We start from the raw sequence: 25,765 nt of genomic DNA, 5'->3' as shown, positions 1-25,765 counted from the left end.
TTCTATATTCTGACTCCCAATTTTGAATCGCTTATGGCTTCTACCACTTCTGCTTACCAAATTGCTGATTTGTTCGCCGAAAGAGCTAGAAATCTGACACCACCAACTTACAGCACTGAGTTAACCAAAATCATCACCGTCAGCTTTGCCTATGGTCTGGCTGACCCAATTCTCTTTCCTCATGCTGATTTGTCTGCTGCAAGTGCTGCTGTACTGGCAGAAGAAGCTCCGATCGCTCTCAATTATGGGCCACCTTCAGCCCAACTTTATGAACAAATAATCCTCCGCTTGCAAGCTCAAGGAATTCCTGCCGATCGCGATCGCGTAATTATTGGCTACGGTTCCGGTCAGATTTTGGGGTTACTACCAGATGTGTTTGTTGAACCTGGTGATGTGGTAATTGTGGAAGGGCCAACCTTCTTGGGAGTAGTTAGTAAATTTGTCCAGGCTGGCGCACGCCTGATTACCATTCCTGTAGATGAGATGGGAATGGATGTAGATGCGTTAGAAGAAACTTTAAGCGACTTGAAAAAACAGGGTATTCGACCCCGTTTTATTTACACTATCCCTACTTTTCATAATCCCACAGGCACTACTATGCCCCTATCTCGCCGCCAAAAACTGGTAGGGTTAGCGGCTGAGTATGGCGTGTTGGTTGTAGAAGACGATGCCTACAGCGATTTGCGCTTCCAAGGCGAAGCTATGCCAACCTTGGCAAGCCTTGACAAGGAGGGGTGGGTGTTATATGTGAATACCTTCTCGAAAATCATTGCGCCTGGTATTCGGCTAGGCTGGGCTTGTGGCGATCCAGCAATTATTGAGCGGTTGGCAATGTTCAAAAGCGAAGGGCCTGTGGGGCCGTTTGTCAGCCATGTGATTGGCCGCTACTGTGCTACAGGTAAACTAGATCGTCACATTCAGGAGCTAATCGCCTGCTACAAGCATAAGTGTAATTTGTTGTTAGAAGCGATCGCTCACGAGTTTCCCAGTGATGTAGTTGCTTTGCGACCAGGTGGTGGGTTTTATGTGTGGTGTAAATTGCCGCCAGACATCAGCGCAAAAGCACTCCTAACTGCTGCCAATGAACATGGCATCAGCTTTCTCCCAGGAACTCGCTGTTACGCCAATGGACAGGGAGATGATGCCATCAGGTTAGCTTTTAGCTTTCAACCAACCGAGAAGATTGTTGAGGGAATCGCTACTTTGGGAGCAGTGTTGCGCGGATGGCAGCGATGATCGTACCAATTTTAGATTTTGTGGAAAGTCCGATCGAAGGAAACCTCCGGTCAGACTTTCGAACTTACGAGCCGTAGCAATTAGCGAACCGCTCTCCCTTTTCTACATCCTGTGAAAAGTCACGCTTAGTACCAGTTAGTGCGGGTTACAACGGTTCCGGTGCCGCAGACTAGGGCAGCGCGGGAGAGGCGGCCACTGAGATTATTGCCGACCTTCGTATAAGCAAAGTTAATGCCCGGATCGACGGTCTCACCAACATAGTCCCAGCTGCTGGGGTTGGGGTTACTGCTCCGGGTGCGATCGAGGTAGACCTTGCAGTAAGGCGGCGCGTTGTCGATTCGCGCGAATGAACCGCAGCCGTCGCTGTAGAAATACTTCAGGGTTATGTTGCTTCCAGCCCAGGTTGCCCTCTTACTCTGCAACAGGTTGTAACGGCAGGGCGTAGACTCCGGGTATTTACCTTCGTAGGTATAGTTTGGATAGCCCGGACTGTTGAACGGCGCAGCCTGAGCGGCGGTCGCAAATGCTAACGATGTAGAGATGAATAGGCCGATAACCCTGGTGATTGTTCTGATCCCCATGAGTGATTTCCAAATTCAATTTTATATTTATTTACTAGATTAACTATTTATAGTAAGTAGCCAGAAAAATTTCTAAGTATGTAACAAAAATCTAAAGTAATTAACCCTCTTTAATCACTCTGAAAAAAGAAAAATAAGAGCTTACTTTTAACTGTAAATAAAGCGATAATTGAAGCGTTTATTTTCTAATAGAATCCTAAAATCAAGATTTTTGGTAAAATTTTTATTCTCAGAACCAGCCCTTTCAAGTTGAATCAGCATTTTTTGGGGAATTTATTTAACTGCATTAGTCGCAGATAACACAAAAATAAGAAGAATTCTTGTCCAAAAATTTTATCACTCTTGAAAGGGCTAATTTTGAATCTTTAAAAAATTTGCTCCAAGCGCTGAAAATCGCGCTGGACTTCATACCAGAGACTTTTATTATGAGGGTCTGTTTTCAAAGCTTTTTTGAGATAAATTCTGGCTTTGAGTAGTTGTTTTTCGGAAATTAGCGCGCGTCCCCAAATTTGATAGGCGATCGCTAGCCATTGACGAACTTCTGCATCTGTTGACAAACGATCTGCTAAAGCTTCTGCCAGGGCGATCGCTTGTGGAAATCGTTTTTCTTGCAAAAATCGCTGCAATTGCTCATAAGTCTTCCACTTCAGCCGTTCTTCTATTTCCAACAGATTCGGCGGCTTTGGTTTCCCTGATTCTTGGCTTGTCACCGTCGTTACTGGTGTTTTCTGCCGCTGCGTTGCTTTGGCGTCGTCACGTCCAGACGTTGACACCTGACTTGAATGTACGCCAATTTCCTCTGGTAGTACTACCGTCAGTAGGAGTTTGTAAGCCTCTGTCAAGGCAATAAATTTATCTTTGGCTTTGTTGTCATCTGGGTTGATATCGGGATGATATTGCTGCGCCAGTCGTCGGTAAGACGCTTTGATGTCAGCAAAAGAAGCTCCCGATCTTAAACCTAGTAAACGGTAGCAATCTCCAAGATCCATCTTGAGCTATCAGCTATCGAATATTTAGCTATTGGCTATTATCTGTCAGTATCAGCTTCAAGCCCGGACTATTAATGATAAGGGCTAATTTTCTATTTTAAAGTTCAATGTTGACAGTTTGTTTAAAGAAGGGGAGAGGGGAGTGGGGATTGGGGATTAGCGAGTTAGGAGTTAGGAGTTAGAATTCTTCCCCTACTCCTTGTTAACTGAGCGTAGCCGTTCGCGCAGCGTCTCGTAGAGAAGTGCTGCCCCTCTGCTCCTCTGCTCCTCTGCTCCTCTGCCCCTCTGCCCCTCTGCCCCTCTGCCCTTCTGCCTTTCTACTGACCTGCTATTACAGAGGTTCGTTCTTCAATCACACGGTCAATTAAACCGTATTGTTTTGCCTCTTCAGCAGACATGAAAAAGTCACGATCCATATCTTTTTCAATTTTTTCTATGGTCTGACCTGTTTTATCGGCATAAATGCCATTGAGCTGGTGACGAATCCGCAGAATCTCTTTAGCTTCAATTTCGATATCGGTTGCTTGTCCACGGGTTCCACCTGAAGGCTGGTGAATCATAATCCGTGAGTGAGGCAATGCTAGCCGTTTGCCTTTAGTGCCAGCTGCTAGCAGGAAAGACCCCATTGAAGCAGCTAATCCCACGCAAATAGTCACTACATCTGATTTGATATGTTGCATGGTGTCAAAAATAGCCATGCCAGATGTAACCATCCCACCTGGGGAATTGATGTATAAATAAATGTCTTTACCTGGATCGTCTGAATCCAGATACAGCATTACAGCAATAATTTGATTGGCAATTTCATCATCAATATCTCGCCCCAAGAAAATAATTCTTTCCCGGTAAAGGCGATCGTAGATACTAATCCAATCTGTATATTGTCCACCGGGCATCCGGTAAGGAACTTTAGGAACGCCTATAGGCATAATTTACTCCGTTCTTAATTAGTCATTAGTCATTGGTCATTGGTCATTGGTCACTTGTACTGAGCCTTGTCGAAATATTGGTCATTGGTCATTAATAATTTTTGGTTATTAACAAAGGACGAATGACAAAGGACAAAGGACAAATTAAAGGACACTGGCAGGAAGTGGGGGATTTGCGAGTTCTTCTTTCTCAAAAACTCGATCGATTAGCCCGTATTCCTTTGCTTCATAGGGTGTTAAATATAACAACCTATCCATGTCTTTAGTAATTTTTTCTGGGGGCTGTCCAGTAGTTTGATGCAAGATATCAACTAATGCCCCTTTATTTACCAAAACTTCCCTAGCGCGAATTTGAATATCCGTTGCTTGACCTTGGGCGTAGCTCTTGGGCTGATGCAGGATAATCGAGGAGTGAGGCAAACTAGCGCGGCAACCTTTTGTACCAGCACTGAGGAGCATCGCTGACATACCCATCGCGGAACCGACGCAGATGGTGTGGATAGGAGGCTTGATATATTTCATGGTGTCATAAATGGCGAAGGCTTCGGTTTCAAAGCCAATGGGTTCGCCACTGTAACCGGAAGTGCCGGTGGAATTGATATAGATTTTAATCGGTTTTTCGGGGTCGTCGGATTGCAAAAACAGCAATTCGGCTACGATTAATTCCGTGACAGCAGGTACCAGTGGCATCCCAATATAGACGATTCGCTCCTTCAATAAGAGGGAAGGTAAATCTGGCGGTGGTGTCCGGTAAAAGTTATCGCCGTAATATGGGGCTTGAACAGCCTTAATTGGGGAAATGTCCATAGCAACTGATCGCCTGAAACTATGCCGTTAACTGTAATACATCCTAGCGCGATGCCAGCCTCCCTTAAGGTGCGGATTTCTCCCTAATGCTGAAGGCGGCTTCGCATCTGCCAATGCTTGGCTTCTAAGATATTCTGATTATATTAGTGTATTTGTGTTGGATAGGTTTTCCGTAGAGCTAAAGTGGTGCTTTGAAGTTATTTTTTAGTATGTATATCCTGAATAGGGACTTTGAGTTATGAAGGTTAATTTGCAGCCTGCCTTGAATGATGGTAATTTGGACGCAAATCAACTGAACAGTCAACGTCAGTTGGGAATTTCGATTTCGGCGATCGCAGAGACTCAAGATCGCCATGTGCCCCTAAATTTATGCTTAATTCTCGATCATAGTGGTTCGATGAACGGGCGATCGCTAGAAACGGTTAAAAAAGCAGCGATTCGTCTGGTAGATAGACTAAACCCTGGCGATCGCCTCAGTGTGGTAGTTTTCGATCACCGTGCCAAAGTCTTAGTACCCAGTCAAAGTGTCGAAAATCCAGAGAAAATCAAACAGCAAATTAATCGCCTAAGTGCTGATGGTGGAACTGCGATTGATGAAGGACTGCGTTTGGGGATTGAGGAGTTGGCGAAGGGCAAAAAAGACACTGTTTCCCAAGCCTTTTTGTTAACCGACGGGGAAAATGAACACGGTGATAACAATCGCTGTTTGAAATTCGCCCAATTAGCTGCTAGCTATAATTTGACTTTGAATACTTTGGGATTTGGTGACAACTGGAACCAAGATGTTTTAGAAAAAATTGCCGATGCTGGCTTAGGTACTTTATCTTATATTCAAAAACCCGAACAGGCAGTGGAAGAGTTTAATCGCCTGTTCAGCCGTATTCAAACTGTGGGATTAACTAATGCTTATCTGTTATTCTCCCTGATGCCCAATGTCCGGCTAGCAGAACTCAAACCCATCGCCCAAGTTTCCCCAGACACAATTGAGTTACCACTGCAACAAGAAGCTGATGGACGTTTCGCTGTGCGGTTGGGAGATTTAATGAAAGATGCAGAACGGGTAATCTTAGCTAATATTTATTTGGGACAATTGCCAACAGGTGAACAAGCGATCGCTAATGTGCAAGTCCGCTACGACGATCCAGCCGCCAACAAGGTAGGTTTAGTTACACCAAATATCCCAGTTTATGCCCATGTAGTCAAAAATTACCAAGCAGACCCGAATCCCCAAGTGCAACAGTCTATTTTGGCATTAGCGAAGTATCGCCAAACCCAGTTAGCCGAGACGAAATTACAACAGGGCGATCGCAGTGGTGCAGCGACGATGTTACAAACGGCTGCGAAAACTGCGCTGCAAATGGGAGATACTGGGGCGGCGACGGTGTTGCAAACTTCTGCCACCCAGCTACAATCTGGTGGAGATTTATCTGAAAGCGATCGCAAGAAAACCAGAATTGTCTCCAAAACAGTTTTGCAAGATACCCCTCCGCAATGAAAGTTAAATTGCTCTCGGCGTTAAATGACAATAATGTTGATGTGGCTCAAACAAGTAGCCAACGTCAATTGGCAATGACGATTTTTGCGATTGCTGGTGAGTCCGATCAAAATCTCCCACTCAATCTCTGCTTGATTTTGGATAAAAGTGGTTCCATGCATGGACAACCAATTAAAACGGTAATCCAGGCGGTGGAAGGATTAATCGATCGGTTGAAAGTAGGCGATCGCATTTCAGTTGTGGCTTTTTCCGGCACTGCGGAAGTCATTATCCCTAACCAAGCGATTGAAGACCCCGAAAGCATCAAATCTCAAATAAAAAGCAAACTGACTGCTAGCGGCGGTACTGCGATCGCTGATGGTTTGGAATTGGGAATTACAGAACTGATGAAGGGCACAAGAGGCGCTGTTTCCCAGGCGTTTCTGCTCACAGATGGGCATGGTGAAAGCGGTTTGCGGATTTGGAAGTGGGATATTGGGCGAGATGACAACAAGCGGTGTCTGAAACTGGCGCAAAAGGCTGCCAAACTGAACCTAACTATCAACACTTTCGGATTTGGCAATAGCTGGAATCAGGATTTGCTGGAAAAAATTGCTGATGTTGGTGGTGGGACTTTAGCCCATATTGAACGTCCCGAACAAGCGGTGGATCAGTTTAGCCGGCTGTTTGGGCGGATTCAATCAATTGGGCTAACTAATGCCTACTTGCTGTTATCTCTAGTGCCCAATGTCCGATTAGCAGAATTGAAACCTATTGCCCAAGTTGCCCCAGACACAATCGAGTTACCAGTGGAACCCGAAGCTGATGGTAGCTTTGCTGTCCGTTTGGGAGATTTGATGCAGGATGTAGAACGGGTAGTTTTGGCGAACATTTATCTGGGACAATTGCCAGAAGGGAAACAAGCGATCGCTCATCTGCAAATCCGTTATGATGACCCATTGGTTAACGAAGAAGGTTTACTTTCGCCCTTGATGCCGGTGTATGCAGACGTAGTGCGGGCGTATCAACCGATATCTAATCCCCAGGTTCAGCAGTCTATTTTAGCATTAGCCAAGTATCGCCAAACTCAGTTAGCCGAGGCGAAATTGCAACAAGGCGATCGCACTGGTGCAGCCACGATGTTGCAAACGGCTGCTAAAACCGCTTTACAAATAGGAGATAAAGGGGCGGCGACAGTATTGCAAACTTCCGCCACTCGCTTGCAAGCTGGAGAAGAACTTTCTGAAGCTGACCTGAAGAAAACTAGGATTGTATCAAAGACTGTTTTACAGGAATAGTAACTTTTTTGAATTCGCACAAGTAGGACGATGCAAAAATTAAGCAGAATTAATTAACTACAAATAAACGATACACCAAAATAAATGCGTGAATTACTTAAATAAACAAGCCAATTTAGTAAGTCAAACCTCTGATGAAACTTAACAGCACTGCTTTTGGTTGCCCTTCTTGGACTAAGGCGATCGCTTCTCGCTTAGAGGATGTTTGAAAAGTCATCCAACGTATGTTTGACTACTCTAGCTATCGAGAAATTGAACGAGAGAATGACGGTTGTGGAACTTGCGATCGCTTCTCTGAGTTGCATTTAAGGCTCAAGCTGACACTTTTCAAACAACCTCTTAGAGTTGGCTTGTTGGATTAGCTGAGAAAGCTCTTGGTTGTCGCGTATATTTGCTTCTAGCATATAATTTGCTGTTTTTAAGTCAGTTATAATTCTATGTTACGCGATCGCCTTCAGGAGATTGGTAGTTGATGCGATCTCACTTGACTTAGTATCACATCTGCGATAGCTTACCTTTGGTAAAGTAATTAAACTGTATGTGAGATTCACAATGCACTCTAATAACGAGATTACTCTCGACAATAAAACTATAGCAAAGCTCGCCATAGCTATCGCTGAGGCAATTAAACTCAGAGATAACGAAGTTATAGGTCCGCTTACCCGCAAGGTTCTGGAAACACTCGACACTGTTGACTCGCTTGATCATTTCAAGAATCACAGGTCTTGAAAATCTATTCGACTAGGCGTGTTTCATTGTGCGCCTAGTCCATCGTTCAATCGGACTCAACCGTGACTATCTCCTATAAACGATCGCCTTTTAACCTCATAAAAAGCTCGCAGATTAAGGTGTTAAAATTGTCTTAGGAGTAGCGTATTTTAGTGTAGCGTAACGCACAAAATTTGATTCTCTTGCAAATAATCAAAAGGTGCATTACATTTCATTAATGCACCCTACAAGATCAGCGATCGCACTCACCATCGATTTTTTAAAGTTTCAATATTAATTGAACTAAACATCGTGTTTTAATGTATGACAGATCATCAACATTTCGTAACCCAGGCAGTACTCAGAAATTTTTCTTCATCAAAAAAGAAAAATAAAATATTTGTCATTCTTCACATCAAGAATCAACTTACAATAAAATCAAATCCCATAGCTAGAACATTTGAACAAAATAAATATTTCACAACTAATGAAGAAAATTATGATTCATGGTTTAAAGAGATCGATGCTCAATCTCCATCTATAATAGCCTCAATTATTAAAAATGGTGTAGAAAAATTGAACCTTCAGGAACGAGAAAAAATCAATGAATTCATGGCGTTTCAATGGCTTAGATGTATCGGAATCAGAAATCAATCAATTTTGTATTCTGAAATCTTTGAAGTTTACAAAAAAGAGTATTTAGAACTTAAACAAGAAATCCATGATCTTGATAAGCAAAAAAAAATCTCTCTAGATGACCTCAAAAATGACCCGCGTTGGTCGTATTTTAAATATTTAGATAAAATGTTAGGAGAGGATTGGATTAAAAATATTCATGCTAATCTGTTTACAGATATTCAATTTTTAATCCAAAAACTCAATAATTTAACATTAAGTAGTATTAGTCCAAAGTCATTAAATAAAGAATATGAATACGTTATTAGTGGTTCCCCAGTTTTATATAATGTTTGGGAACCTGAATTCTATTTTCCTATAAGTCCAACTAATTGCTTAAGATTTCATTCTATTGACAGTAATTTATCTCCACTGGATTCTAGGTTTCTTAATGAACTACAATTCATTAATGGTGGAGGTTATAATGGTTGCCGTGTTGCTGCTAGACATCACGAAACTTTAGAATATCTTAAAAATACTCCATTACAATACTTTGAAATACAAAATTTAGAAGATTCTTTTTGGAAACACCTTTTTCTTGAAATGTATAAAAAAAATCAAGAAGCTAAAAAAGTTAGTGGTTAGTGCGATCACTGAATCTTGTAGGTTAAGTGCGATCGCCTAAAAATCACGACTCACAGAAATAGCGATCGCCTAACTCCTCAAATCGCCAATATAAGCCCCAATTTGTTTAAGTCCCTGCAAAACTTGGATACGTTCTGATGTATTTTCAAGTAACCGATAAGTATGGGATCTAGTATATTGAGGGACATTTTGGTGGCGATCGCATTTCAAAAACAATACTTCTCTTCCGTTTGTAACCATTCCATAATAACTTGACTGTAAGTTGGGAGCGCTCAACAAATAAGTAAGTGCTTGGGGAATTCCCGCCGTAACGTCTAGTCTTGCAGGCTTTGACTCGATTACCAAAATCCAAAAACTATCTTGAATCACCAAAATATCAATCCTGCCTTGAACTGCAATAGCATTAGCTTCGTCTGCAACTTCGATATTGGTACTTACTTCTGCTTTTACCAAAAAAGGAAACTGATAGAAACCTGCTAAATCTAGCAATGGTGATATAACTACAAGCTTAACAATTTCTTCGAGAGGTGGTTCTTCTTGACTGAGATAGGTATAGTTTCGAGTGAGGCGATCTAGTCCTTGTAGTTCCGCTTCGGTTAGAGTCGGCGCATTATTTAACCATTCATCAAAAAAGCGATCGCTAGAGTCGAGTCTCAAGCCAAAAGTTTGACGGAGAGCGCCAAGGGTAAGGCTACTAGCATTTGTAATCACGGTTAAATCTTGTAGTAATTACATGAAGTTTAAAAGTCTAGACATTTGATCTAGGCTCCAATACCTAATATACGATATATTAAGAGCAGAAGAGAGATCGCCTAAAAATCACGACTCACAGGAATAGCGATCGCCTTTAAAAGATAGATTGTTGAGGCGATCGCCTAGAAATCAAGACTTACAATACTAGCGATCGCCTTGAGGAGAAAGATTGTTAATGCGATCGCATACCGCAAAGCCTTTAGCAGATAGATAATTGAGGCGATCGCCTAGAAATCAGGACTCACAGGAATAGCGATCACTTAAGTAAGACGATGCAAAAATTAAGGCTTGCTGAATATCTTCATCTTCTAATTCGGGAAACTCCTGAAGCAGTTCTTCTCGATTAGGGTAGGTAGCTAATAACTCAATCACCCGACGAACGGTAAGGCGAAGATTACGAATAGAGGGTTGTCCATTCATGCGATTGGGATTGCTGGTAATGCGATCTAATTTCATGGAAGTAACTCTAGCTCCTTATGAAAATCCATGAGAGACGATTGTACTCCAAGCAAAATTTTATAGCAGGGAACAGGAAATAAGGCTTGTGCCACTAAAATAGAAAAATCATTCACGAGTGTTGTACTTATGGGTAATGAAGTTGAACTACTTGAACACTGGCGAGAACTCACACCCCAAAAGCAACAAAAAGTTTTAGAGTTTGTTGAACTACTTAAATCTGAGTCAGAAACAACACCTGCCGAATCTGAATTTTGTGCCACAAACACCCTTAGCCAAAAAATTATGGTCGATCCGACAACGAGCGATCGCTGCTGGATTGCAAGCAACTTCTCAATGAAGACGAAATTGAACTTGAACTTGCTGCACGTCGCGGTAGATTCCGTGAGTCGTAAAAAGACGTACATAGACTCTGGTATACTCATCACTGCTTTCTGTGGCATTCAGTCAGTCAGCATCAGAGCGAATCAAATTCTTAACGATGAAAATCTGGAGTTTGCCTCAAGTCGCAACGTTTCAGTTAGCTGATGTGATGTAGAAAAATCCCCTTTATATCCCATATCTTTTGGAATCCCCATGAAAGCAATTAAAGTTATGGCAACCATTGATGAGCATGGGCAACTTACTTTAGATCATCCCTTAATGACTGATAAGAACAGTCGTGTTGAAGTAATTGTCCTGATCGCAGAAGCAGCAGAAATTGATGAAGATGAGCCATCTAAAAAAGTGATTGTAGAAGATTTTCGTCAAGCTTGGCATGAAGCTATGACCGGACAAACGATTCCCGTGGCTCAACTTTGGGAAGGACTTGAAGATGTCTGAGCAATCGTTTATTCAAGTTGAAACCGCGCCAACATTCAACCGAAATATACGCACCCTCGCGAAGAAATATCGGAGTATTCGTAATGATATACAACCGGTAATTGAACAACTTGAACGGGGAGAGTTACCTGGAGATCAAATATCTAAAATTGGTTATGCAGTTTTTAAGCTACGAGTCCGAAATAGCGATGTTCAAAAAGGTAAAAGTGGTGGCTACCGTCTGATTTATTACATTAAAACAGCAATGGGGATTATTCTGCTCACTATTTATACTAAATCCGAACAAGCTGATATGGCAGCAGATGACATTAGGAGCATTATTACTGAGTATGAACAAAGCGCAGTTGAAGACCAATAAAATTTATAGAACAATACCTCATAGAATATAGGCGGATACCATCGGCTAACTTAGTTTAGCTTTTATAAATTCCAAATCTTTGTCGATTGCTGGTAATCCCTGATTAAACAACAGTTTCATAGCTGTTAGGTAGTTCAATGATGCGATGCACCTTGCTAAAGCCCTTGTCTTGCAAAAACTAGCAAAACTCGGCTAAAAGTGCTACAGGTAAATGGTTGTTAGTTTGAGAGGTACACATGAAAACCACTGGCATTCATCATGTAGCGATTATTTGTTCTAACTACGATCGCTCCAAAGCATTTTATGTCGAAACTTTAGGATTTTCGATTATTCAAGAGACTTTTCGCGCCGCCAGAAATTCTTATAAATTAGATTTAAAAGTTGCAGAAAATACTCAAATCGAACTATTCTCTTTCCCCAATCCTCCAGAACGACCTAGTAAACCAGAGTCTTGTGGTTTAAGACATCTTGCTTTTCAAGTTGATGATGTAGAGGAAACTGTTTTTTATTTAAAATCAAAAGGGTTAGAGGTAGAAAATATCAGAGTTGATGAAATTACAGGCAAGAAATATACTTTCTTTAAAGACCCAGATAATTTACCATTAGAAATTTATGAGCGTTAAAATTACTGCTGAAAGGTGAACTTGTTATCACTATAGATAATGAAGCGATCGCACCACTGTAATTGTCAATCTACTGAAATCAAGTTATTTTGATTCTCAGTCAACTTTACTACATAAAATTTATCTGGTTATTTGGAGGACAGTAAATACTTCTACCAAAAGAATCGCCAGTTTCAGCATCCGTTAATTCTACAAGTTTAGCGTTATCAGTACAAACACTTCTACTTTTAGACATTCTCAACTCACCTTGGACAAAACCAGTCACTATCCACACCATTCGGTTGTTAGAAATCGATTATTTATACTCTCCTGTTTTGGCTGCAAATTCCTCATATCTTGTAAGTTTTGCTTCTCTAATTTGCATCTTGCTAGACTTTTTGATAACACTTTAAATCGTCATCAAACGGCTTGCTGGTAAGCTATTATTTGCAGGATATATTCGTACTCTTGAGTTGAATGGTATTGGTTGATTAACTTGCTTTTTTGTCTGTACTGGTTTAGCTGTGACTGTCTGCACTAGCAATAAAGTAGTGGTGGTAGCAAATATAAAAGCAGATAATGAAGTTATTGTAAAAATATTAACTGTAGTGCAAATGCGCTTCATAATGCTCAGAATGTTAACAAGTTCATACCACTTTAAGCGATCGCTCCCATAAGTGTTTGCATCATCGCGCCAGAAACTCTATTCTGTCAGAGCGTCAAGTTTAACCAGTATTCTTAAGCCTTCCTCTCGCTTGCCAGTTGCAGCCATTGCTTTAAATCTGGTATATTCCCAGTCAAAAAACTCAAAAGCGATCGCTAGTAGATAAATATTTGCAATATCCAGCTAAAGAACCCAGGATAATGAATCATAATTAATCTCTATAGCTTTGAGTTATCAGCCATCAGCCACCAGTTACCAGCCGGACGCTGAGATGCCGAATAATCAAGGCTTTTGATTCAACTTAACGAATTAACTATGAATTCTGAACAAATCAAAAATTCTCTAAATATTTCGCCAGCGATACGTGTGGGAGTACTGGGTTTCGGCGGACTCGGACAAGCAGCCGCCAAGGTAGTTGCTGGCAAACGAGAAATGATTTTAGTCGCAGCAGCAGATCAAAAAGGCTACGTTTATGCTGCTGAAGGTTTAAATACTGAAAAATCTATTGCCACCTATCAGTCCCAAGGTTCGGTGGGTTATTTAGAGCCAATTGGTACATTAACAAATCAAAGTATTCAGGATTTAATCGAAATAGCTGAAGTAGATGGGTATTTTTTGGCTTTACCCAACCTGCCAAATGACTTTATTCCCAATGTCGCCAAGGAGTTTATCAAATCTGGTTGGCGCGGGGTACTAGTAGATGCGATTAAACGCACCACTGCTGTAGAACAACTCCTAGCGATGAAAGAGGAACTGCAAGCCGCCGGGATTACCTACATGACAGGATGCGGTGCTACACCTGGACTATTAACAGCAGCAGCAGCTTTAGCCGCCCAAAGTTACGCCGAAATTCATCAAGTTGAAATTACCTTTGGGGTGGGAATTGCTAACTGGGAAGCTTACCGCGCCACTGTTCGGGAAGATATAGGTCACATGCCTGGTTACACAGTAGAAACTGCGAGGGCGATGACTGACGCAGAAGTAGAAGCACTACTAGATAAAACTAATGGTGTGCTGACCTTGAAAAATATGGAACACGCTGATGATGTGATGTTAGAAGTAGCCGGGATAGTGGGACGCGATCGCGTTACAGTTGGTGGTGTAGTTGATACCCGCAATCCCAAAAAGCCTCTCAGCACTAATGTGAAGGTAACAGGACGTACCTTTGAAGGAAAGATTTCTACCCATACATTTACTCTGGGAGATGAAACCAGCATGGCAGCAAATGTCTGCGGCCCTGCTTTCGGCTATCTCAAAGCTGGCAGACAATTGCACCAACGCGGCATCTATGGAATATTCACCGCTGCCGAAATTATGCCTCAATTTGTTAGGTAAATAGGGAATGAGGAAGAAGCAGGGGAGCAGGGGAGCAGGGGAGCAGAGGAGAGAAGTTGCAGTAAGTTTTTCCCCTCAGCCCCTCAGCTCCTCAGCCCCTCCGCCCCTCTGCCTCTTCCCCATACCCAATGCCCAATTCTTATAATGGTATTTCAGTGCTGATAAATCGGAGGTAAGTGTGACCACTACGGTACACTGGCAGGAACGAGTTGGTAATCAAAGAGATTGGATTTGGCGTGGCTGGCAAACTCGCTACACTTACATTCGCCCTAGCCAAAATCACCCCAATACAACACCGCTAATTCTGTTACATGGCTTTGGCGCTTCCATTGGTCATTGGCGACATAATTTAGAAGTGTTGGGTGAGTATCATACAGTTTACGCCATAGATATGTTGGGTTTTGGCGCTTCTGAAAAAGCCGCAGCTAATTACAGCATCGAACTCTGGGTTGAGCAAGTTTACGATTTCTGGAAAACATTTATCCGTCAACCAGCGATATTAATAGGCAATTCCAACGGTTCACTAATATCTATGGCCGCCGCCGCCACCCATCCTGATATGGTGCTGGGTATGGTGATGATGAGTTTACCCGACCCGTCATTAGAACAAGAAGCAATTCCTCCTATGCTGCGCCCACTCGTCACAGCAATTAAAAATGTTGTCGCTTCGCCGTTGATACTTAAACCTGTATTTAACTTCGTGCGCCGTCCTGGGGTGCTGCGTCGCTGGGCTAGTCTCGCCTACGCTAACCCAGAGGCGATTACCGATGAGCTGATCGAAATTTTAGCAGGGCCTCCCCAAGACCGGGGTTCTGCGAGGGCGTTTAGTGCTTTGTTCAAAGCTGCGATCGGAATTAATTTTAGTCCCAGTGTCAAGACAGTATTACCAACCTTAACAATTCCGATGCTTTTAATTTGGGGACAAAAAGACCGGTTTGTTCCGCCAGCACTAGCTAGCCAATTTGCCCAATATAACGAGAAGTTGGAACTGCTGAATCTGGAGGATGTAGGGCATTGTCCCCATGATGAATGTCCAGAACAAGTTAACCAAGCGATATTAGATTGGATTGAGAGATGGATTGGCGTAGGCGAAGCCCGCCGCAGGCATCGCCAACCATTGGTTGTTCCCTAAATATTATGCAATGGGAGCGATCGCATCATCAGTAACTAGCCAATCGTCGCCTGGTTAGTGTCAACATCTGTAGCACCACTTACAGAACGCGCCACAGAAACCATTTTGTTGAGAATTTCTTGACTGGGAACTTTACCTTTCAACACCACAGTGCTACCCGTCTGAGCAACCCAAAGGGTATTAACATCATCGAGTTGGGGATCTTCATCAAATGCCAACGCTACCCGCTTTGCTAAACCACTTTGGTCATATTCTCCGCTTAATCCTAGACGTTCTGGAGGTATTGATTGCGTAGCAGCAGCGACATCACTACTAGGAGCTTGCTGTACAGCCTGGGGAGCCGGATTTACTTCTGCATTTTGAGGTTTTTCCATTCCAAACAATCTTTGTAGCCAACCCATAAAAACTTGTCTCCTATTAGAGGCTTCTCAAATCTGAGTATAAAAGGTTTGCAACAAACGCTGCATCTGCCAACAAAAAGATATACATTCAACGAAATTTTTGCTTGCGGTAGGATTTCTAAACAATTTCTCAATTGAGAATGCAATGAGTGCAACGCTTAAGTTTACAATAGGAGGTCGCACTGAAAATTTAGTGCGGTAGTAGGTCTAGCATTGCCCTTAGCTAGTATCTGCGTTACTCAATTCCTGCTCTAGCCTCTGTTGGCGAAGATGAAACATACCCTTTCAGTTCTCGTAGAAGATGAGGCGGGTGTTCTTTCCCGCATTTCTAGTTTATTTGCGCGTCGCGGCTTTAATATTGAAAGCCTTGCTGTTGGTCCTGCCGAACAAGGAGGAGTCTCCCGAATTACAATGGTTGTCCCTGGTGACGATCGCGTGATCGAGCAACTCACCAAGCAACTGTACAAGTTAGTCAATGTCCTAAAAGTCCAGGATATTACTGAAACTCCTTGTGTAGAGCGGGAATTGATGCTTTTGAAGGTGAATGCTAGTACCAGCAATCGCTCAGAAGTGATCGAATTGTCTCAGATTTTCCGGGCGCGAGTCGTGGACGTGGCAGAAGATTCTCTCACTTTAGAAGTTGTGGGAGATCCAGGTAAATTGGTAGCGATCGTGCAAGTATTACAAAAATTTGGTTTGAAAGAAATCGCCCGTACTGGCAAAATTGCCCTGACTCGTGAGTCAGGCGTGAATACCGAGTTACTCAAATCTTTGGAAGCAAAGGTTTAGTTGCGAATTTAAATCAAGACTCAGAAATACTCAACCGCAGCAGAAGTCATAGTGGCAATTGTTACTATGACTTCTGCTTAGGGATCAATACAGTTCAGTTAAGCGTTTCTTCCTTCTCTTTGCGTCCTTTGCGTCCTTGGCGGTTCGTTAAAAAAATTGACTTTGGCAAAGGATTTTAGCCTTAACCCAAGCGTATTGGTTTAAGGACTAGCAAAAAAAGAAATATCTAATTCAATACTGCTCAGTTAAGAATATTGGTAGGTTGGGTTGAAGCTTTGCGAAACCCAACAAACCCCGCAAAATGTTGGGTTTCGTTCCTCAACCCAACCTACACATTTTTATTTTTTAGGCAAAACCTATGCAGTATTTATATCCAACTACCCTTCAATTTTGGCGATCGCTTCTTCTGATGAGATATTACCATAAATCACAGACATAATCCCTGGCAGGTATTCATCCATCATCGTCACATTGGCGTAAACCACTCGTTGAATGAGGGCAAAACTGAGTCTATCACCTTCGACATCAATACTAGTTTTGTAGCTAATCTCGCCGTCGGTAAAGTCTAGCTCAAAGTTGCCGATCATCATGCCAGAATTAGCTCTAGTTAAAAACTCTGCTACAGCCAGCCGCTTATCTTCTGGTGCATTGACTGGACAAATTGAGTAAAAAACGAATTGATTTTATTCATTTCTGGCTCTAGCGTAACAATTCCATCTGCCATTTTCGCCTTGAAACGGTATTTGTAAAGATGGTTGCCCTGAAAGTTGCACGAAAGGCCAATCATCAACTGTGAAGAAATTGATTATTGCTTCAAAAATACTACCATCTCTAGAAGATGAGGGAAAATTTGCCTCTATTTTTTGTGTAAGATTATCTGGGTTAATATTATTTAATTCTGTCAAAAATTTATCGATTCCTTCCAGCATTTTAGTAGCAGATTTTTGAGTTTTGACAGATAGATTCGCCTCAGTCCAATCTTTAAAAAAGTTGATGATACATTCAGTAATTCCTTCTCCAGAAGTGCTTATTTGAGAAATATTTTCTGGGCTAATATAAGACCAAAGAGTACGATAGCCGATTTCGCCTGATTCTTGTTGCTGTTTAACAGATAAACCCAACCAACTTTCGGTGAAGAGGATTTGGTTATCGGGTTGTTCTTGGCTTAAATTCAGGATATATTTTGCAGTTTCATCAATGTTGATGGCGTGTTCTGCAAGGAGTGGTAATAAATCGGGTTTCAGGCTGGTTTCGATTGTAATGTCTGGTTCGCTGAAGAATTTCCTAGATGATAGGGGGTTACGCGCATCTGCTTTGAGATTGAATAATGCTTCCGTGTCGATGCGTTGGTAGATTTGCGGGTTAACTTGGAAGGTGAGGCGACACGCAATGAGTTCGTCGTCTTGTGTGGTGAGAGTGAGTGCGATCGCGCGAACGGTTAGGGGTGTTTGGGAGGAGTCGTGTAGGGTTAGTTCGGTGTCTAATTGATGATTTTCAGTTACCATATCCTATAAATTTCTGCTTGGATTGGCGACAACTTGAAAGGCACTGCGGCTTGAATTTTTAGCATTGTCGCTCGATAGCGTGAATATTGAAAATACCTTATACTCTTGGGCTTCTTTTGGCTTTAACATCTGCCAAATTTCTGTATCAACTTGGGTTCAATATTGCAACCCTAACTCATCTATTTTCTGAATTATGTGCTTTGGATTGGCAACGTTACAGATGCATCAATGGTTTTAGTAGCTTTCATAGAATTGCAATTCAACCAGTCGTCAGAATTATAACTCAGATTAACCGAGGCTTTTGGACTAAATATATAAGACCAGAAGGGCCGATCGCCCTACACCTTATACCACTGCCAAGTTAGTATGAGGCGATCACTTTTCGGTAGGATTCATTAAGCACAATTTTGAGCAATATAAATACATTAGGTTTTTATCACACATTAGTGAGGTAAAAACCCTCGTTCCTGTAAATAAGCCTCAAAATCTCGCCCTTTCTCGACAATGCCCTCAATATCTGAGTCAATCATATCTTCAGCCAAGTAACTGGCTTGGCTGGTGACAAAGCTGTTGGGTGTAAACATATCCTCTGGCAAACAGTCGAACTGCACTAACAAAGTGTCAATCAAGCTGGAAAATAGTTCAGGTACTTTAGCTATACCAGACTCGCCAGCATTATAAATAGCTTGCAGCAGGTAACGCCAGCGATTTAATGCTTCTATATCTTCAATGTTGGTGTACCATCGAACAAAGGCAAATTGAAACTCACTCAGAAAAGCCTCTGTATCACCACTGTGAGTGTTAAATAAGGCTTGTTCAAAGCGAGATAATTGTTCTAGAAACAAATCACTGGGCTTGTCAGAAGGTATATTGACCGCAGCATGGTTTGATTTTTCTTCATTAAGGATTGGGGAAAAAACACGAGGAGCAATATGGTTAGTCAGTTTCTCCCATATTTCCCAAGAATCATGGTTATAAGGGATCAGTACCTGATCTATCGCCCCTCCTAATGCTAATTTTTGGTAGTGATCTGTGTTTTCGGGTTGATCGTCTTCAAATTGCTGCAAAGCGTGGTTAAAGACTTTCACTAAAACCTCGTTTGGTTGCAAGCAAGACCAAAAGCCTTGAGATATTTTATCAACTTGCACGCCCACATAATGAAACCCAGGTATAACCTGCTTGAAGCCTCGAAAACCACCTTCAATCTGATAAATATCTGCATCTATCTGTGCTTTTTCTTTTGGCACATTACGTAGAATTATATGACAAAACCCTGTGTTCATATGCTTCTTGTGTTTGGAATTCTAATTTCTCTTTTTATTTAGTCACAAATCTAGGGAAGTCTAGGGAAGGTATTTATATCCGAATCTAAATATTTCCTTTCCGAGCTTGTTGATTCGCTTCGCGGTTCAATTTCACAACAGCTTTTAAAAATGCCTTTTGAGAGGTGTACCCATAACGCTTACCCACATCCTCGGCAGCTTTTGATTTATCTTTCTCTGTTTTCAAGTCTGCATACTTATCCTTCCCTTTTTTAATCTTCAGCATTTCTTGCGCTAATTTCGACAATTCTTCTTTTCCTTGCAGTTTGTTAAAGTCTTTTATATCAACTTTATTAATTGCATCACAAAGCCGATCAATATATTTAGCACTTTTCCAAAGAGCCGTGCCTAAGTCTGGACTATGATTAATTTGCTCAACTGCGAAACCTGTCTGCTCGTTGATTGACTGCAAGTATTGCTGATTGTTAATAGATATGTTTAATTTCATCTGTTGGTTGAGCACTACGTGTTCGACTGCCCCCCCTGTGTGATAAGCTTCATTGGCAAATACAAGTGCTTTGCTACGGTATTTCTGCAATTTGAGGGTTAGTTCATTCAGTTCCTGCTTATATTCTGTGCTTTGTTCTTCCTTGTCCTTAAGTTTCTTAATGTCTTCCAATATCCGATCAACTTCTCCTAGATACTCTTCATATAGTCGGTTGCTAGCCTCTAGTTCAGCGTCCGAATTAGTCTTCTTAATATATGATGCGCGAAGACCAGCAAGCAGATCGGGCACTTTCATAACCTTTTGATTGAGCTCATTAATCTTTTTCTTCATTTCAGAATTAACTTCTCGATAAATGGTATCAACCTCATTGAAGCGACTGGTTATTTCTGATTTCTGATTTTCATTAGTATCTCTAACCATTTTCTTCTTATATTTTTTCCACTGAAGATCAGACATAAAACGTCTTATTTTCAGAAGTGACATTACATCTTGGATTTTTTGAGAAGATTCTTTACCTTCTGGTGTCATTTGCGATTCTATTTGCTTTTTATCTTTTTCTTTTTCTTCTTTTCCTTCACCAACAGGCATATGCCCAGTTGTATAAACATTTGTGTCGAAAACAGTGCCAGACTCTTTACTCCACTTTTTGCGGAAAATTTCGTTGAATTGCTTCACTGCTTTAATTTCAATCGATTGATTACCGCTAGCATTGAAAGTCACATCGTAGTCAGAGGTTAAATCTTCGCTTCCAAAAGCTTCTTCTTTGAACCCCGATATCTGATTTTTCACCTCAGCGATAATCCTTGCCACCTCTTGCTTGCGGAAAGCAATGATTTTTTTCATGATTTCCGGGTTACTTAAGTATGTTGCTTTTACTTTTTTCCAATCACTGTTTGCTTTCTTAATCAATTCTTCGGCGTTCACGTTCTCGCTCAATATATTTTCTTCAGCCGAGTTTCCTGTAGGATTTACCTTACCTTTGACATAAACGGTTTCTTGGACACCATCTTGGCTCTTAACTACCAGTTCAAGCGAGGTCATCTGATACTTAGACTTGATATCTGTTAGGCGTTTCTTGACTGCTTTAGCAGATGTATTTTCATCCTTGATCAATTCATGGGCTTCTGCCAAACCCTGATTTAGGTCGTCTTGTTTTTGCTTTGGCGATCGCTCATCAGCTTTGCCATCTTTGGCTTTCTGATCCTTGCCAAATCCAAACTTATTTTTGACCTTATTGCCAAACTTGTCAAACTTGTCCTTGACGGATTTCTTCTTACCGTCAACCCAATTGTGGGCAGCTTCTTTTTTATCTTCAACCCACTGCTTACCAGCTTTATATTTCTCCTTCGCTGATTCTGTAACGGTTCCTACCTTCTTGCCAAACTTGCTATTTTTGAACTTGTTACTAACACTCTCTTTCTTATCATTAACCCAATTCTGACCAGCTTCCTTCTTATCTTCAGCCCACTGCTTACCGGCTTGATATTTCTCCTTCGCCGAATCTTTCAGTTCTCCAGCCTTCTTACCAAACTTGCTATTCTTAACCTTGTTGCCAACTTTATTAAACGCCTTCGCACCTTTATCAATTACCCAATCAACTGCTTTTTCCATCGGTTTCCGCAGTTTGTGGAAGATTGCTTGAACCTTATCGGCAATTCCATCTAATCCCAAAAGACTTGCTAGGAAACTGATAACTACAGGTAAAGATTTAGCTAGAGCATTTTCAACCCCCTTGATTGCTTGATCGATCGCACCACTAGCGATCGCACCAATCGCATCCAGTATCGCATTAATTAAATCGGCAATCTGCTGGGCACGTTCAATAAAGAATTTGACAATCTCATAAATCGCCTTAGCAGCTTTGATGAATGCTGAAGCCGGAGTCAACAGGCTGAGAATCCACTCAATCCCGGCTGTAATCACTTTTTCAATAATAAAATTCTTGATGGGTTCGATCACCAAAGCATTGAGGTCGCCCATCTTCTCTTGGACAAACTGCCACATCCCAGCCACACCCTCACTGGCTAAGACTTGAAATACATCAACAGTTTGTTCCAATCGACTGACCTTTTCTTCACCCAATCGTTTCACAGCTTGACCACGAATTGCTTCATAAGTGAAGCCTAAAAGCTGCATTGCTAGGCTAAAGATCCCTTTGAGGTCGAAGTTTTCTGGCATTTCAATACCAGTTTCTGCCATTGTGCCTGTCAGCCAGCCAATTAATCCTTGCTGGAGGTGCTTCCCGATATTATTCATGAAGTTGAGGAAGCCTTGCTTCAGTGCCTGGATCAAATTAGTCAAGAAACCAATCGGGTCTTTGAGGATTTGCCCAACTACGCCAGCAACTCGCGCTAGCACTTGCAAAAGCATTTTGGTCAGTTCAATTATCGTCTTGATCACTCCCACGATGAAGTCGAAAGCTTTTTGAATAAAACCTTTATTTGCTGCCTTCATCTCTTCAATGCGGGCATCAACAGCTTCCAAGTTCTCCTGATATTTCTGCGCTAGGGTGTCAATTAGCTCATCTTGCTTATCATCAACACTTTGTTGCAATTCTTCAAATTTGCTGTCAATGTCTGCGGCTGCTTGTTGACCGACTCCTTTTAAGTCTTGCGGTAGTTGGTTAACATAATTCTGAATTTCCTGCTTACCATTGGCTATTTCTGCTTTGGCTTGGGTCAGTCCTTTACTGATAATGGCGACAACTTTGTTAATGACACCATCCATCTGATTGATGTAAAGCTGGCGACCCTCTTGATAGAAAGCGTTCACCTCTGAAGGCATACCGAACAATTTGTCTATCAACCATTTTCCTGGCCCCAAAATGCCGCTGTAGCGATCGCTCTTATAATCGTCCATCCGCTTGCCAACATAATTCTCGAAGGCTTTCTTTGCGTCAGCAGCACCAGCATCAAAGGCTTGTATAACTTGTCCGTCGAGTTCACCGAGGGTTTTCTCAACTTTACCTTTGGTCTTGTCATAAATCTTATTAATATCACCAGCAACTTTTGCCCGTGCTTGCTCATCCTTGCTCTTGGCACCCACCTGCTGCTCCCCTACCTGACCCAGGTTTTGAGTACGGGTACCGTGCATTGCTTGGAGATGCTGCTGGGCTGTAGCTTCTGCCGTAGATTGAGCGGTTGCGAGTATCCCTTGCTCTTTTTGGCGATATTGTGGCGGCGCTTCTTGTGCATGGGTTTGAGCGTCTTTCTTGGCTGCGAGTGCCCCTTGAAACTCCGGTTCATTGGAGTTTGCCAATTGCTCCTCGGTAATATCCGCCTCTTTCATCTGCTGGTCAAGTTTTTTACTGTCATCTTGCAGTGGTGCCTCGACTTCAGCTTCTCCCTTAGATTTGGGTGCAGCTTTATCTGCATCAACGCCTGTTGGCGGTGTCCCTGGCTCATTCTTTGGCAGTGGTGTTACTTGTTTAGCCTCAATCCCACTGGCATCAGGTTTTTCTTTAGTTTTCTCTTCTAGTTGACCCTGAGAGCTTTTCTGTTCTTCTTTGACTTGACCGCTCAAATCGCCTTTCACAGAGTCCAGTTTGTTGTTATTTTTAAAGTTGTCCGCCTCTTCCAAGTTCTTGGGAGCCATATCAGCAATGCGCTCCATCAATTTGGCTTTGAAGGCGGCAGCGTCAAATCCTGGTGTTGGGGCTTGTTGCATCTCCCCAACTTGATTGGCTTGCGCTTTGCTGTCTATTTCATTACCTGGGGGTTGGGCTGCCGCTTGGGCTTCTTGGGCTTTGCTATTAGCAGGTGGGTGTTTTTTCTCAAGTCCGGCAACCTCTTTTGTTGTGCCGACTACCGCTTGAAATGCTGGGTCATCTTCAGGGGAAGTGGGAGCCTTTTTACCATCAGCTGCTGCATCAGGTAATTTTACTGTAGTGCTGGCTACATTTGCTCTTGGTAATCCGGCGATCGCTTTCCCTGCGTTTCCTCCAGGTAAATCTGCGTTTCCCTTACCTACATCTGCTCCTTTGCTTTGAGCTTGCTGTTGAGAATCGACCTTTTCTGTATTAACTTTGGTATCTTTTGACTCAGGCTCTTTTGCTTGATTTCCTCCAGCCTCAACCTGTTTCTGAGTTACTGCTGCACCAACCTTTTTTGTCGGAGGTGGATCTGTTGCCGCATTACCGCCATCATCTGGTGGTGTGGGGCTAGCTTGATGTTTTTCTGTCTTAGCCTGATTTTGTTGTTCGCCGTTTTCCGTATCAGTTTTGGATTCTAAATTTTTTTGGTTATTTTCGTCACTTGGTTTTTGGAAATTCTCTCGCAGTTGGATAGCTAGCCCATGCCCCGCAGAGGTTGTCGGCACTTTTGTCTGAAGTTTATTTTCTTTTGGTGCTACATGAAGAGATTTCGCCTGCACTGCACTGCCATTCTGCTGGACAACGTGCGTCAACTCATGAGCCAGTAATTCTTTGCCTGCATTACTTCCAGGAGAGTATTCGCCTTGACGGAAGAACACATCCTGTCCTGTAGTAAAAGCACGAGCTTGTATAGATTCATTTAAGCGATTAGATTGAGCATCAGTATGAACCCGGACGCTACCGAAATCAGCCCCAAACGCCTGTTCCATTGGTTGCTTGATCTCATCTGCCAGCGGCTGCCCATTTCCACGTGCTTGTTGGATAGAAGTTTCTAGCTCAGATGTTGCGGCTGTCCTTCCTCCACCCTGACGCTGCACCAAAGGAGTAACGGAATCCGCCAGGGATTTCATTTGTAATTGGTCTTCTTCCTCTGGTAATGCCTCCCGTTGGATAGATTGCACAGGTTCGCTCATCCTCTGCATCACCAACTGGGCTACGCTATCAGCCTCCTGCTCATAAATGTCTCCAGGTTGGCTAACTGTCAGTTTTGTTTGTGGACGCCGCAGTGATATTCGACTAATGTCATGTCCAAGTGGTTTGCTTGGGGATTGTACCTCATTCACTATCTGGGATAAAGTACCAAGCGGCTTCATTTGCAATTCTTCTTCTGGTAGTTCCTCCCGTTGCAACGAGGGAGTTTCTCCCCAAGATTTCATTTGTACTTCTTCTTCTAGCAGTTCCTCGCGCTGAATACTGCCCTCTGGTTTCGCTTGCAATTCATCTTCATCATCAGGTAATTCTTCTCGCTGAAGTTTCCCATTCTCTGGCTGATGAATTCTTTGCATCACCTGACGTGCTGTTTGGTCAGCTTCTTGCTCGTACTTATCTCTAGGCTCCCCAATTGTCAGTTTTGCCTGAATTGGTGTTGATGTATCTGATCTTCTGACTGGAATATTGGCAAAGTTATGACCAAATCGAGTTGCTTTTTCCAGTCGAGAATTCAATGATCGATCCATCTTGGCTTGCAATACATTCAGCCGTTCTTGTCCCTCTGGCGTAATCGTCCGATGCTTGGCTTGTAATTCCAATCCAGTTACTTCCATCTTTTCTTCTGCAAAAGCTTCATTTTCTACGTCCGTTTGTGTCAGGGGCGTAAAAGATGCTTTTTGAGTTTGGCCACCAAACGGTCTATAGGCCAATTGAGGAGTTTGTTCTGGTGCTTGAAAATTAGAAAAGCTGGATGAGGGACTTTTGAGGGATTTCATCGGTTTTATTGCAACTATTGACGATTCAATTTGTCTAGGTGATTAGCGCTCTTTTATTACTCTCGTCAGATTAAATTTGAAACCCTATTTTGGCGTTAGTCCGCGCAGGCAGACTTTGTTTGTGTAGCCGCGATTTCTAATCGCTTGGATTATTCTCTCTCTAGAGTCATAGAAGAGCGTTAGTTTTAATTATCATTTACTCAAAATTGCAATTATCAAGATAATTTTAGAACGCTAATCAATTAGAAATAATTAAGATGTGTTTCCCCCGAAGATAAGTACACGCTTGTAAATAGTCTCATGTCGGATAAAGGAGAAC

Annotated in this window: 26 protein-coding genes and 1 pseudogene; 13 read left to right on the top strand and 14 right to left on the bottom strand. The window is 42.3% G+C overall.

The window, feature by feature from the left end:
• The first annotated feature begins 33 nt into the window (after positions 1-33).
• Positions 34-1,236 (top strand): aminotransferase-like domain-containing protein, encoded by a 1,203-nt coding sequence (locus tag AC1F2U_RS20020; protein WP_480262675.1) that lies wholly within the window; start codon positions 34-36, stop codon positions 1,234-1,236.
• Between the two features lie 125 nt (positions 1,237-1,361).
• On the opposite strand, the gene AC1F2U_RS20015 is transcribed toward AC1F2U_RS20020, so the two are convergent.
• The 4 genes from AC1F2U_RS20015 to AC1F2U_RS20000 all read right to left on the bottom strand — a co-directional run bounded on the left by AC1F2U_RS20015 (position 1,362) and on the right by AC1F2U_RS20000 (position 4,542).
• Positions 1,362-1,817, bottom strand: coding sequence for a hypothetical protein (locus AC1F2U_RS20015; protein WP_480262674.1), 456 nt, complete (start codon positions 1,815-1,817; stop codon positions 1,362-1,364).
• Between the two features lie 365 nt (positions 1,818-2,182).
• The gene (locus AC1F2U_RS20010; RefSeq protein ID WP_480262673.1) at positions 2,183-2,806 is read right to left on the bottom strand and encodes a J domain-containing protein; all 624 of its coding nucleotides are present in this window, start codon (positions 2,804-2,806) and stop codon (positions 2,183-2,185) included.
• Between the two features lie 317 nt (positions 2,807-3,123).
• Entirely contained in the window at positions 3,124-3,735 is a 612-nt protein-coding gene (locus AC1F2U_RS20005) for an ATP-dependent Clp protease proteolytic subunit (protein ID WP_480262672.1), read from the bottom strand.
• 144 nt (positions 3,736-3,879) lie between these two features.
• The gene (locus AC1F2U_RS20000) at positions 3,880-4,542 is read right to left on the bottom strand and encodes an ATP-dependent Clp protease proteolytic subunit (RefSeq protein WP_194043910.1); all 663 of its coding nucleotides are present in this window, start codon (positions 4,540-4,542) and stop codon (positions 3,880-3,882) included.
• Positions 4,543-4,780: 238 nt separating this feature from the next.
• Between AC1F2U_RS20000 and AC1F2U_RS19995 the strand changes: the two genes are divergently transcribed.
• The 4 genes from AC1F2U_RS19995 (at position 4,781) to AC1F2U_RS19980 (ending at position 9,282) form a co-directional block, all read left to right on the top strand.
• Complete coding sequence (locus tag AC1F2U_RS19995) at positions 4,781-6,037, top strand: vWA domain-containing protein (RefSeq protein ID WP_480262671.1); 1,257 nt, start codon at positions 4,781-4,783, stop codon at positions 6,035-6,037.
• The gene (locus tag AC1F2U_RS19990; RefSeq protein WP_480262670.1) at positions 6,034-7,314 is read left to right on the top strand and encodes a vWA domain-containing protein; all 1,281 of its coding nucleotides are present in this window, start codon (positions 6,034-6,036) and stop codon (positions 7,312-7,314) included. The genes AC1F2U_RS19995 and AC1F2U_RS19990 overlap by 4 nt, the downstream gene beginning before the upstream one ends.
• 224 nt (positions 7,315-7,538) lie before the next feature.
• On the top strand, positions 7,539-7,676 hold the full coding sequence (locus AC1F2U_RS19985) for a hypothetical protein (protein ID WP_480262669.1): 138 nt from the start codon (positions 7,539-7,541) through the stop codon (positions 7,674-7,676).
• A 670-nt stretch (positions 7,677-8,346) separates the two neighbouring features.
• Positions 8,347-9,282 (top strand): DUF4238 domain-containing protein, encoded by a 936-nt coding sequence (locus AC1F2U_RS19980; protein WP_323204502.1) that lies wholly within the window; start codon positions 8,347-8,349, stop codon positions 9,280-9,282.
• 69 nt (positions 9,283-9,351) lie between these two features.
• Here the strand turns inward: AC1F2U_RS19980 and AC1F2U_RS19975 are convergent, their stop codons facing one another.
• Both AC1F2U_RS19975 and AC1F2U_RS19970 read right to left on the bottom strand, forming a co-directional pair.
• Positions 9,352-9,993 carry a type I restriction endonuclease subunit R gene (locus AC1F2U_RS19975; RefSeq protein WP_480262668.1) on the bottom strand — a complete coding sequence of 214 codons (642 nt, stop codon included), beginning with the start codon at positions 9,991-9,993 and terminating at the stop codon, positions 9,352-9,354.
• 276 nt (positions 9,994-10,269) lie between these two features.
• On the bottom strand, positions 10,270-10,491 hold the full coding sequence (locus tag AC1F2U_RS19970; protein WP_334880257.1) for a DUF433 domain-containing protein: 222 nt from the start codon (positions 10,489-10,491) through the stop codon (positions 10,270-10,272).
• Positions 10,492-10,620: 129 nt separating this feature from the next.
• On the opposite strand from AC1F2U_RS19970, the gene AC1F2U_RS19965 reads away from it, so the two are divergent.
• From AC1F2U_RS19965 to gloA2, 4 genes are all read left to right on the top strand, one after another.
• On the top strand, positions 10,621-11,019 hold the full coding sequence (locus tag AC1F2U_RS19965) for a hypothetical protein (protein ID WP_480262667.1): 399 nt from the start codon (positions 10,621-10,623) through the stop codon (positions 11,017-11,019).
• 48 nt (positions 11,020-11,067) lie between these two features.
• A complete protein-coding gene (locus AC1F2U_RS19960; RefSeq protein WP_099101546.1) occupies positions 11,068-11,313 on the top strand; it encodes a type II toxin-antitoxin system RelN family antitoxin in 246 nt (81 codons plus the stop codon).
• Positions 11,306-11,671: a type II toxin-antitoxin system RelE/ParE family toxin gene (locus AC1F2U_RS19955; RefSeq protein ID WP_335178608.1), complete on the top strand. Its 366-nt coding sequence runs from the start codon at positions 11,306-11,308 to the stop codon at positions 11,669-11,671. Before AC1F2U_RS19960 ends, AC1F2U_RS19955 begins: the two co-directional genes overlap by 8 nt.
• A gap of 236 nt (positions 11,672-11,907) precedes the next feature.
• Positions 11,908-12,294 (top strand): SMU1112c/YaeR family gloxylase I-like metalloprotein, encoded by a 387-nt coding sequence (gene gloA2 / locus AC1F2U_RS19950; protein ID WP_335178606.1) that lies wholly within the window; start codon positions 11,908-11,910, stop codon positions 12,292-12,294.
• 109 nt (positions 12,295-12,403) lie between these two features.
• Here the strand turns inward: gloA2 and AC1F2U_RS19945 are convergent, their stop codons facing one another.
• The 3 genes and pseudogenes from AC1F2U_RS19945 to AC1F2U_RS19935 all read right to left on the bottom strand — a co-directional run.
• On the bottom strand, positions 12,404-12,571 hold the full coding sequence (locus AC1F2U_RS19945) for a hypothetical protein (protein ID WP_480262666.1): 168 nt from the start codon (positions 12,569-12,571) through the stop codon (positions 12,404-12,406).
• A gap of 111 nt (positions 12,572-12,682) precedes the next feature.
• Positions 12,683-12,898, bottom strand: coding sequence for a hypothetical protein (locus AC1F2U_RS19940; RefSeq protein ID WP_480262665.1), 216 nt, complete (start codon positions 12,896-12,898; stop codon positions 12,683-12,685).
• 78 nt (positions 12,899-12,976) lie between these two features.
• Positions 12,977-13,066 (bottom strand): annotated as a pseudogene (locus tag AC1F2U_RS19935) (toxin-antitoxin system HicB family antitoxin); the annotation flags it as partial.
• A 186-nt stretch (positions 13,067-13,252) separates the two neighbouring features.
• On the opposite strand from AC1F2U_RS19935, the gene bioU reads away from it, so the two are divergent.
• On the top strand, positions 13,253-14,272 hold the full coding sequence (bioU, locus tag AC1F2U_RS19930) for a (S)-8-amino-7-oxononanoate synthase BioU (protein ID WP_480262664.1): 1,020 nt from the start codon (positions 13,253-13,255) through the stop codon (positions 14,270-14,272).
• A 178-nt stretch (positions 14,273-14,450) separates the two neighbouring features.
• The gene (locus AC1F2U_RS19925; RefSeq protein WP_480262663.1) at positions 14,451-15,404 is read left to right on the top strand and encodes an alpha/beta fold hydrolase; all 954 of its coding nucleotides are present in this window, start codon (positions 14,451-14,453) and stop codon (positions 15,402-15,404) included.
• A gap of 35 nt (positions 15,405-15,439) precedes the next feature.
• Here the strand turns inward: AC1F2U_RS19925 and AC1F2U_RS19920 are convergent, their stop codons facing one another.
• Positions 15,440-15,805: a BON domain-containing protein gene (locus AC1F2U_RS19920; protein WP_480262662.1), complete on the bottom strand. Its 366-nt coding sequence runs from the start codon at positions 15,803-15,805 to the stop codon at positions 15,440-15,442.
• A 270-nt stretch (positions 15,806-16,075) separates the two neighbouring features.
• Between AC1F2U_RS19920 and ilvN the strand changes: the two genes are divergently transcribed.
• Positions 16,076-16,594: an acetolactate synthase small subunit gene (gene ilvN / locus AC1F2U_RS19915; RefSeq protein WP_322663226.1), complete on the top strand. Its 519-nt coding sequence runs from the start codon at positions 16,076-16,078 to the stop codon at positions 16,592-16,594.
• A 377-nt stretch (positions 16,595-16,971) separates the two neighbouring features.
• Here the strand turns inward: ilvN and AC1F2U_RS19910 are convergent, their stop codons facing one another.
• Positions 16,972-17,256, bottom strand: coding sequence for a YbjN domain-containing protein (locus AC1F2U_RS19910; protein WP_480262727.1), 285 nt, complete (start codon positions 17,254-17,256; stop codon positions 16,972-16,974).
• Positions 17,257-17,277: 21 nt separating this feature from the next.
• Positions 17,278-18,099 (bottom strand): YbjN domain-containing protein, encoded by an 822-nt coding sequence (locus tag AC1F2U_RS19905; RefSeq protein ID WP_480262661.1) that lies wholly within the window; start codon positions 18,097-18,099, stop codon positions 17,278-17,280.
• Between the two features lie 116 nt (positions 18,100-18,215).
• Between AC1F2U_RS19905 and AC1F2U_RS19900 the strand changes: the two genes are divergently transcribed.
• Positions 18,216-18,464, top strand: a complete 249-nt coding sequence (locus AC1F2U_RS19900) for a hypothetical protein (protein ID WP_480262660.1) — start codon at positions 18,216-18,218, stop codon at positions 18,462-18,464.
• A 78-nt stretch (positions 18,465-18,542) separates the two neighbouring features.
• Here AC1F2U_RS19900 and AC1F2U_RS19895 read toward each other — a convergent pair whose 3' ends face one another.
• Together AC1F2U_RS19895 and AC1F2U_RS19890 are read right to left on the bottom strand one after the other, a co-directional pair.
• On the bottom strand, positions 18,543-19,382 hold the full coding sequence (locus AC1F2U_RS19895; RefSeq protein WP_480262659.1) for an AAR2 splicing factor family protein: 840 nt from the start codon (positions 19,380-19,382) through the stop codon (positions 18,543-18,545).
• Positions 19,383-19,467: 85 nt separating this feature from the next.
• The gene (locus AC1F2U_RS19890; protein ID WP_480262658.1) at positions 19,468-25,446 is read right to left on the bottom strand and encodes an eCIS core domain-containing protein; all 5,979 of its coding nucleotides are present in this window, start codon (positions 25,444-25,446) and stop codon (positions 19,468-19,470) included.
• Positions 25,447-25,765: the final 319 nt, after the last annotated feature.

Source organism: Nostoc sp. LEGE 12454 (assembly GCF_056620565.1).
This window is presented reverse-complemented; position numbering and strand designations above follow the sequence as displayed.